We start from the raw sequence: 9,818 nt of genomic DNA on the forward strand, positions 1-9,818 counted from the left end.
CACGGGCCTGGGCCCTAAAGGAACACTTCCGTCCCTTCTGGGACTACCGTTCCAAAGGCTGGGCGAAACGCTACTTTGAACGGTGGTACAGTTGGGCAATTCGCTGCCGACTGGAGCCGGTGAAGAAAGTGGCCAGAATGCTCAAGACACATATGGACGGGTTGCTGAACTACTTTGATCACCGGATCAGCAATGCTGCGGCTGAAGGTTTAAACTCTAAGATACAAACGGTGAAGTCCAATGCCCGAGGTTATCGTTCCTTCGAAGGGTTCAGAACGAGCATACTGTTTTACTGCGGGAAGCTGGAAATGCAGCCGTAGGGCTCCACAGATTTCTACGAAGAACCTAAATTACACAACGGAAGGCGTCAACTACAACGAACTTCGTTATGACCTGATTCAGGCAGTTGAAGGCTTTGACCCTGGCGTCTACTTCGATACCGCGGACAACCCTCAACCGACAATCGGTGTTGGGTTCAATTTGAATGAGGCTGATGTACGCCTGAATATATATAATGAGCTTGGCATTGAGTTAGTAAATATTGAGCTCCGACAAGAATTGGATGCCACTATCCGCAATACCCAAGCGACCACCGATGAAGAGCTGCAAGCCGAATTGGACGCAGTTCTTGAGGATTGGTCGAATACCCACCCGGACTATGAAGGGCCGACCACTTTTACTCTCACAGACACACAATCACAAAATGTCTTTGACCAATTGGCGGAGACATACGAAACCAATATCGACGACTTCGTCGCCGATATTCCCCTATCCCGCGAACGCGCCGTCCTATTCTCACTGACCTACAACAGCGTGACCGGCCCTGGCAATCTGCTGGGCGACGGCCTGAGAGCAGGCATTGAAGACGGCGACCGAGCCGAGGCCTGGTTCCAGATTCGCTACTACTCCAATGCAGCCAGCGATCCGGGCCTTGCCAAGCGCCGCTTCGTTGAATCCCAGATTTTCGGTCTCTACGACGATGGCGTGGAAGTGACCGACGATCAAGCACGCCAAGTCTACCAAATGTACGCCCAGCATCAGGAGCGTATTTTACGTTACGAGGCGAATTTTGGTGCCGGCGCGCCAGCCTACGTCAGCGGTAGCGGTGCCGACACGGGTAACATGGTGGACTTTGCCAACGCTGATCCTGGCCTTACGGCATTGACCGGCGGTGTGAGCACCTTGGAAGAAAGTTTTCAACCCGCCTATGACTACCTCATCGAGCACTACGCAGAGTCGCTTGAAGCGGGTCTTGGTGAGACCATAGATTTCCGCGATATTCTCGTCGGTAACGACGAGGAAAGCAGCACTGAGCCGCCCACTGCTGAAGCCCTCGACGGTAACGAGCGTAACGACTGGGTGTTGAATGACGGAGAGCACATGAACGAGTTGATTCTCGGTCAGGGAGGCATTGACCAGATCAACGGTTTCGGTGGTAACGACATTTTATGGGGTGAAGCAGGGGACGATCATCTGTATGGAGGCGAGGGCGATGACTGGCTTATCGGCGGTGAAGACAACGACGTGCTTTCAGGCGGTGCTGGTGCAGATGTCTATGTTTTTAATCCCGGTGATGGGCAAGACACTATTCAGTCCGCTGAGGGCGATAGTGAAGACGATACTCATGACCGCCTGCGTATCGGCGAAAATGAGATAACCGGTACGGATGGTCCATCCCAAATCGAGGAAGGCATCACAGTTTGGGAAGGTGATGACTACGTATATACGCTGGTAGAAGGTAACCTGGAAGACGGTGGCACGCTGGAGATAACTGGTGGGGAGCTGGAAGCGGACGATAAAATTACCATACAAAACTTCCAAAATGGCGACTTGGGCATCGAACTCAATGCCGGAAATAGCATTACACTCATCCCAGGGCCATTCCCTGAAAATGGCGGCGAGGCCAGTGATTCCACAACACTGACTGAGGGCGGTTCTCGTCCATTTCGAGTGGAATTAAACCGCCCTGCGCAAGCGGGTGACCGCATCGTTCTAACGCTAAGCGGAGCGGGTGCAGAGACGATATTGGCCTCTCTTGGCGACGACATAGCCTCGTTCGCGAACGGTGAAGTAACGTTGCAACTCGAGGAAGGCCAACAAACCATAGACTTTTCGTTGGTAAGCGATGGGGACGTAGAGTCATCGTCCGACCTGAATCTTCAAGCCGTTTATGAAAGCAGCGATGGCGAAGCGACAACTGACCCGGTAAGCGTCACTGTGTCGCTTGATGCGAATGATGACGAGGTTGGTAGTGGCGATACTATTGTTGGCGATTATGTTTGGGTTGGCGAGGCGGATAGTCAATTCGAATATGATGCTCTTGGTAACCGAGTCTATGAAACTCCGCTAACGGAGGCAAGCGGGCAGAACGACGTGCTTTTGGATGGCTCGGGTGACGAGACGCTGGATGGCCGAGCGGGTGATGATATTCTGTACGCCAACAATGGCGGTGGGGACGATCACCTTCTGGGTGGTTCTGGCAACGATACACTTGCCGGGGGTATGGGGAACGACTTGCTCGAAGGTGGTGTTGGGTCGGATGTACTCGTCGCAGACGTTTACGGGTTCGCCGGCAATGACAGACTGTACGGCGACAGTGAAGTGTCGCTGGAGCAGGCCATATTTGATGGAGAAAACAGTAGTGGCACTGGCCAGAAGGGTGACTTTCTGGGGGGCATGGAAGGTGACGACATTCTCGTTACAGGGGCCGGCAACGACGTCCTTTCCGGCGGAAGTGGCAGCGATACTCTGGTTGCCGGAGCTGGAGACGACTTTATTTTCGGAGACTTTGAAGCTATCCCTCTTTCGCGCTTTAGCCCAGACGGTGCCGAGGTAGACGACATCACAGCCTACGAAGACTGGTATAACCCCGGGCTCGATTGGGAGGCGACTCTCGATGTTACGGAGTCTGCTAGTGGAGCTGATCGCTACAACGCGATTCTCACGAATGTTAAAGCAAAGCAAGCGGTAGAACCCGGGGATGATCTTATTTATGCCGGTGCCGGCGAAGATTATGTGAGCGCAGGAGCCGGTGATGATGTCGTATACGCAGGCAGTGGCGATGATGTGGCGTTCGGCGGCCAAGGTGATGATACTATTTTTGGCGGTGAAGGCGATGACATACTCAATGGTGACAATGGAAGTGTAGACACCAGTGAACATGGCCAGGATTTTATTGACGGTGGAGAAGGGCATGACACCCTGTTCGGAGGCGGCGGTGACGACGTGCTCTTTGGCGGGGCCGGAGAAGACCAGATATTTGGCGGCAGTGGCGATATCAATGACGGTAACGATATCCTCAGCGGCGGCGAGGGTGACGATATAGTTGTTGGTGGCACTGGGAATGACCTGATTTTCGGCGGTGCAGGTGACGATAAGCTGGCCGGAGAAGGAAATGACGGAAGTGAGCCCGGGCTATTTGGAAACGATCAGCTCGATGGTGGGGCCGGCAATGACGAGATGGCCGGGGCTGGTGGAGACGACAGGCTTTGGGGAGGCGAAGGCGACGACATCATGCACGGTGATGTTAGTGGTCTTGCTGGCGAGTACCACGGCGATGACACACTGGATGGTGAAGCGGGCGACGACACCTTGGTCGGTGGCGGTGGAACCGACACTCTGCGGGGCGGTGAAGGTAACGATATTCTGTTTGGCGACAGCAGTAGCGTTGCAAGCGAATATCATGGAGATGACCTGCTTGAAGGCGGTGCCGGAGACGATACGCTAGTAGGCGGCGGCGGCAATGATCGACTCTATGGCGGCGCTGACGACGACATCATTGATGGAGATGGAGGTGGTACACCGCCCGAGGCACACGGCGATGATTTTCTCAGTGGCGGCGAAGGCAACGACCAACTGATCGGTAACGGTGGGTCGGATGTTCTTGTGGGGGGTGAAGGTAACGACCAACTCTACGGGGATGCCGCTGATCTGGATACTGAATACCATGGTGATGACGTTCTTCAGGGCGGCAACGGTAACGACACTCTGGTTGGTGGTGCTGGTCAGGATTCACTATACGGGGGTGAAGGTGATGATTCGTTGTCGGGAGATGCGTCATACCTCGCTGATTCCGCTCACGATGATGACTACCTCGATGGCGGCGCTGGCGATGATACGCTGTTTGGCCATGGCGGTGACGACAGGCTGATCGGGGGCACCGGTGACGATGCGATGAACGGTGACTCACAGAACGTAGCCGGGGAGTTCCATGGCGACGATTATCTGGACGGCGACACCGGCGCCGATATCCTGGTCGGTGCTGGCGGTGCTGACACCCTGTTTGGCGGTGATGGTGATGACCTGTTATACGGTGATGCCAGTTGGTTGGATACGGCCTATCACGGCAACGATATTTTGGTTGGTGGTGCTGGCAATGATCAACTTCTGGGTCACGGGGGCGATGATACGTTGCTTGGTGGCAGCGGGAACGATCTGATTGGCGGAGGGGCGGGTAACGATTACCTCGCCGGTGGTGCAGGCAATGATCAACTCTTCGGTGACGAAGGCGACGATTATATCGTGGGTGGCGACGGGTTAGACACCATGGTCGGTGGCGCAGGTAACGACCTGCTCGTTGGAGGTGGAGGTTATGATTCCTACGTCTTTAACTTCGGCCATGGAAACGTCAGGATTTCGGATTTCGGCTCCAACGTACTCCAGTTCGGCGGAGGCATTCAGGTCAGTGATATAAGCCTGGGCATCGGCTCGCTGAAAATTTCCCTCGACGGCACCGACGATGCCGTTCACATCGAAGGCTTTGACCCACTCAACCCCTACGAAAGTTCGGGCATAGATCGCTTCGAATTCGCCGATGGTACGGTACTCAACTATCAGGAACTCATTGATCTGGGCTTCGACTTCAATGGCACCGGAGGTGACGATGTCATCCGCGGTACCAATGCGACCGACCGGCTGCAGGGCCTCGCAGGAGATGACCGAATTATCGCCCTCGACGGCGATGATGTACTGGACGGTGGTACCGGAGCGGACGTTATGGAAGGCGGCCTCGGTGATGACGAGTACCACGTCGACAACGCCGACGATCAGGTCATTGAGGTTGCCGGCGAAGGGCATGACCAGGTGATCTCGAGCATCGACCTCACGCTCAGCGACAACGTCGAAGACCTCACCCTGGCTGACGGTGCCGCTCAGGGCATTGGTAATGCACTGGATAACGCACTCACCGGCAATAGTGGTGACAACCACCTGCAGGGGCTGGCTGGCAACGATGAACTCTTTGGCGGCGCCGGAGCGGATATTCTCGACGGTGGCACAGGCACCGACACCCTGCATGGCGGCGATGGTGATGATACTTACATCGTCGATAACGCCAACGATCAGATCATCGAAAGCAATGGCGGCGGTGACGACACCGTGCGCAGTTCGGTGTCTTACACACTCGACTCGGAAGTGGAAAATCTACAACTGCTTGGCGACCAGGCGCTTGATGGTACCGGCAACAGCAGCGATAACACCCTTCAGGGCAACGCGCAGGACAACCGATTGGAAGGCCTGGGCGGCAGCGATACCCTACGGGGCGATGCTGGCGATGACCTGTTGTTCGGTGGTGCGGGCGACGACCGGCTCTTCGGCGGCAGCGGCAATGATACGCTGAACGGCGGTGCCGGAGCCGACCGCATGAGCGGCGGCGCGGGGGATGACATCTATTTTGTGGGTGGCAGCGACACCGTACTGGAAGCCGCAGGCGAAGGCACCGACACCGTACACGCGGCCGATACCTACACCCTTAGCGACAACGTCGAGAACCTGGTGCTTACCGGCGGTAACGTGGACGGTACCGGCAACGAGTTGGACAACCACCTTGTAGGTAGCAGCGGGGCCAACACACTCTACGGCGCCGGCGGCGCAGACATGCTGGAAGGGGGCGCTGGCAATGACACCTACATTGTCGACAGCGACCAGGATACCGTTCTGGAAGCGGCGTTCGGCGGCACTGATACCGTCGAGGCCAGTGTTGATCACACCCTAGCGGCCAATGTCGAGCGACTGATTCTCACCGAAGGCTCGGCCGAAGTGGGCATCGGGAATGCGAGCAACAACCAGGTGCAGGGCAATGCCGGGGACAACCGGCTCTATGGCGTGGGTGGCAACGACACTCTATACGGCGGTGCAGGCAATGACATCATGGAAGGCGGCACGGGTAATGACCGGCTCTACGGCCAGGCCGGGGCGGATACTCTTAGTGGCGGTGATGGCAGCGACTTGCTTGATGGCGGCCAGGGTGCCGACACCATGGCCGGTGGCAGCGGCTCAGACACCTATATTGTGGACGATGCCGGGGACTCCATCGTCGAAGCCGCAGGAGAGGGTTATGACGTGGTCCAGAGCGCCGTCACTCATACCCTGTCTGACAACGTGGAAGACCTCTATTTGACCAGTACCAACGCCATTAACGGCGCTGGCAACGCCCTAGACAATCGCCTGTTTGGTAACGGAAACTCTAACGCTTTGAATGGCGGCGCCGGTGATGATTACCTGGACGGCGGTTGGGGCGGTGACGTCATGTCCGGGGGCTCGGGTAACGATACCTACATCGTGGATTCAACGGCCGATCAGGTGGTGGAACAGGCCAATGAAGGCACCGACACCGTCGAAAGCAGCGTCAGCCACACACTGAGCGACAACGTCGAAAACCTTGTGCTCACCGGCGAAGCGAGCACGTCCGGCACCGGTAACGCGCTCGACAACACCCTGCTCGGCAACGATGACGACAACACCCTTGAGGGTGAGGCCGGCGATGACGAAATCGACGGCGCGGGCGGCAACGACACGCTAGAGGGTGGTGATGGCGACGATTACATCTACGGCGGTGATGACGCCATTATCAGCAGCGACGACCCCTATGGTGGCTATTACGGTGGCGGCTACGGATATGGTGGTGGCTATGGGTATGGAGGCAGCATCAGCACCGTCACCCCGAACGACGATGTTCTGTCTGGCGGAAACGGCGATGACCACTTGGACGGAGGGTCCGGCGACGACGTGCTCTATGGCGACGCGGGCGACGATTATCTGTACGGCGGCGATGACGGCCTGGCAGCGGTTGACGATGGCTATGGAGAGGCTTTGGTTCTGATGGAGACAATGATTATGGCGGATTACTCCTATGGAGGCACTAATCCGGCGAACAGCAATAACGACCAACTGTACGGTGGCACGGGCAACGATATACTGGACGGAGGCAACGGTGATGACCAGCTTTACGGCGGTGCCGACGAAGACACTCTGATTGGCGGCACCGGCAACGATGTGCTCGACGGCGGAACCGGCCTGGACACAATGGCCGGCGGGGAAGGTGACGATGTCTATTATGTGGATGGTTACAGCGAAACCATCGAGCCACCGGAGGACGATGGCCCCGATGGAGGCGGTTCTGACGGCGACGGAGATCACGGCGATACGGATTGCCCTACCAAGCCCGGCAAGGGTAACGCCGGCGTTGGCAACGGCGAAGATCCACCCCCGCCGGGGCACGATACCAACTGGAACGACGGACCCGGAACCTCACCGGGCAACCCGGGCGCCAAGGGCGGCAATGCCCAACAGGGCTCCGGTCCGGGCGGCGGGCACCAGGGCGGTGGTAATCCGCATCACGGTCCCAACCCGGGCGGCGGGCAGAATGATGACCAGAACTGCAGCACCGGCGAAGCGGGTTGCGACACCTTCGGCGATTTTGGGGCGGTACCGGGCACGGGGGACGGCAATGGCGAGCCCGAGGTCATCTGGCACACTGACGAGGTAACCGAACAGGCCGGCGAAGGCTACGACGTCGTCTACAGCACCGCCACCTTCGTGCTACCCGATCACGTGGAAGAACTGCACTTGCTTGGCGACGAGGCCATCGACGCTACCGGCAGTGCCGGCGATAACAACATTTACGGCAACAGTGCGGCCAACCGCCTTGACGGTGCTGGAGGCAGCAACCTCCTGGTGGGCGGTGCAGGCGACGATACCTATGTGGTTGATAGCCTTGCTGACACACTGGTGGAGACCGCTGACGGCGGCACCGATACCGTGGAAAGCAGCGTGGACTTCACACTGGGCACTCACCTGGAGAACCTCAGCCTGACCGGTGAGGGTAACCTCAACGGCACCGGCACAGAAACAGCCAACCACCTTCAGGGAAACAGCGGAGACAACGTTTTGGAAGGGCTTGGCGGCAACGATGTGCTCACCGGTGGCGCGGGCACGGATATACTGCGCGGCGGTGACGGTGACGACACCTACCTCTACCAACTCGGCGATGGTCTTAACCGTATCGAAGACACTGCTGGCAACAATGTGCTGCGCTTCGGTGAAGGGCTTACCGCTGCCAATGTAGTGGCCCGCAGCACAACGGTAGATGGCTTCACCACCGTAAACCTTCATCTGGTGGACAACAACGGCAACGAAATGCCGGATCAGGGCGTGGAATTTGACCTGGATGCCGACGGCACCGCGCCGGTGAGTACCATTGAATTCGCCGATGGTACCTCTGCCACGGTCAATGAACTTGAGGTGGTGGAATCGGACCACACCGGTTCCCACCGTCGAGACAGGTTCATCACAGGCCAGGAAGACGACAACTTCGAACTCGGTCACGGTCACGACCAGGTACAAGCTGGCGGAGGACGAGATACTATTCAGGGTGAGGCTGGCAACGATGTTCTGTTCGGACAAGCAGGTGACGACCGTCTCTATGGGGGCAGTGGCGGGGATGTGCTCTTTGGTGGCACCGGCTTCGACCTGATCGAGGGCAATACCGGCAACGACATACTAGCTGGCGACTGTCAGAACGATCTCCTGCTCGGTGGCGAAGGTGATGACATCCTTGTTGGCGGCCAGGGGAATGACGTGCTCGCAGGCGGTGAAGGGTCCGACGTGATAGCGGTAGGCGGCGGTAACGACGTCGTGCTTTACAATGTCGGCGATGGTGCAGACCGTATAGCGACCACAGATTTGTCCAGCTACACGGTCTCAGTGGGCGGTGAATTTAGCCTTGATGACCTGACACTGACCCGCACCAATGGCGAGCTGGTGCTTGAGTTTGGTGGTGATTCCAATGCCCCCTGGTGTGGTCCGTCTTCCCAGCAGGGTGACACGGTTACCTTTACCGGTTGGGATGAACAAACCGACTGTGATGCTCCAGAGGTAACGTTGCAATTGATCATGGAAGCCTCTGTAGACTTTGATGCCGGTTCAACGGATCCATTGCGCAACGAGCGTGTCCAGCAGTTCGACTTTAACCAGTTGGTCGAAGCGTTCGAGGCCTCTGGCCAGGACCGCTGGGCTGTGACGGATGCCCTGCTTGAAAGTCATCTGGACAATGACTCAGATGCCGCACTGGGCGGGAATTTGGCGCATAGCTACGGTACTACGGGCACCATTGGTAATGTGTCTGCCTCCGGGTTGATTGGCGTGCTTTCGAACCCGGAACTGGGTGAGAAACCGCAACCTCTGACACTGGCCTGAAAGCAAACAACTGAGCCGGTTCGCCGGCTCTATTTATAGAAAATTCGTAACTATTCAGCGAAATAATATCAAAAAAGGCTTGACAGGTTTTTTTTGACTTTTCCTGATTGCACAGATTTTTCACCAACTCCCTGACAGTCCGCCAAATTGGCCCGGAATTGCACGTCAGGGGTGGTCTCATCTATCATCTATAGCGAGCCGCCTCCAACATTATAAAACGCTTCAGAACGCCACACAGGAGGAAAAAATCGCCCATAAAAAAGCATGCGATAATACTCGCATCAATTAACGGCGGCAGCATTATTTAATGGCTCACAACCCCATCGATATTAATAAAACAGTTC

Annotated in this window: 2 protein-coding genes; both read left to right on the forward strand. The window is 56.9% G+C overall.

Annotation, left to right across the window (positions count from 1 at the left end):
- Nucleotides 1-320 (forward strand): transposase (locus G565_RS25005; protein WP_037340389.1); only part of this gene is annotated, 320 nt, incomplete at its 5' end.
- Nucleotides 321-558: 238 nt separating this feature from the next.
- A complete protein-coding gene (locus tag G565_RS27530; protein ID WP_245584218.1) occupies nt 559-9,474 on the forward strand; it encodes a calcium-binding protein in 8,916 nt (2,971 codons plus the stop codon).
- The last annotated feature ends 344 nt before the right edge of the window (nt 9,475-9,818 follow it).

The organism is Saccharospirillum impatiens DSM 12546, assembly GCF_000423605.1.
Classification (GTDB): Bacteria; Pseudomonadota; Gammaproteobacteria; order Pseudomonadales; family Natronospirillaceae; genus Saccharospirillum; species Saccharospirillum impatiens.